The 878-nt window shown below is 47.3% G+C and carries 2 protein-coding genes; both read right to left on the reverse strand.

The window, feature by feature from the left end; genetic code table 11:
* On the reverse strand, positions 1–220 hold a 220-nt coding region (locus A3739_RS24150), incomplete at its 3' end, for a motility-associated protein (protein WP_369821120.1).
* On the reverse strand, positions 220–878 hold a 659-nt coding region (locus tag A3739_RS24155; protein WP_304440307.1), incomplete at its 5' end, for a chemotaxis protein CheB. The genes A3739_RS24155 and A3739_RS24150, both read right to left, overlap by 1 nt.

An 878-nucleotide genomic window follows, 5' to 3' on the forward strand; every position in this document is an offset into this window, starting at 1 on the left:
TTGATACATGAGGAGGAAAAAACACCCACTGTAAAGCCGAAGCGCTGCGCTTCAAGGTATGTGTAGGAGTTTGGACGAGAATAGCGGCAAGCGTGCCACCGATAACGATTAAAGCCGCTGGACCATTAATCAGAGAGTCGAACGTGCCGCCTTCAATTGCGTTACCGCCAAAGATCGCAACAAAAGCTAGTAATAGCCCTACGACACTCAGGTAATCCATTAGCTTAACCTATTTATTATTTGCTCACCGATTTCGTTAATATCAAGCGACCGATCACTGTAACCAGCTTTATCAACCACCATCGGCATTCCGTATACAACGCAAGAGTCTTCTGTTTGAGTCCATACAGTCGAGCCGCCAGACTTCATTAGTCGACACCCTTCTTTACCGTCTGAACCCATGCCTGTCAGAACAATCCCTAAAGCTTTACCAGGAAATGTCTTCGCCACTGAACCAAAGCTCAAATCAACTGATGGTTTGTACGTCAGCCTCTCATCGCCATCAAGCACAGATATAACCTTACGACCTGCTCTTTGACCAACAATCATTTGCTTGCCCCCTGGCGCCAAATAAGCTGTACCCGCTTCTAGAGTATCGCCATCCACAGCTTGCTTTACTTTCACTTGGCTTAATCCATCCAAGCGCTCAGCAAAAGCAGGGGTAAATGTTGCCGGCATATGCTGAACAAGCAAAATAGGTACCGGAAAATTTTGAGGTAATTTAGTGACCACTTTTTGCAAAGCGACCGGACCACCGGTAGATGTACCGATAGCCACAACATCAACACTATGGCCTCTCCTAGAAGAGCCCGCAGCGTTAGAGTTAATGGATGTTGTAGGCGAAGTTGGCTCACTCGTTAAAGGACGACGCGTTGCCG

This window comes from Oleiphilus sp. HI0067 (genome assembly GCF_001635735.1).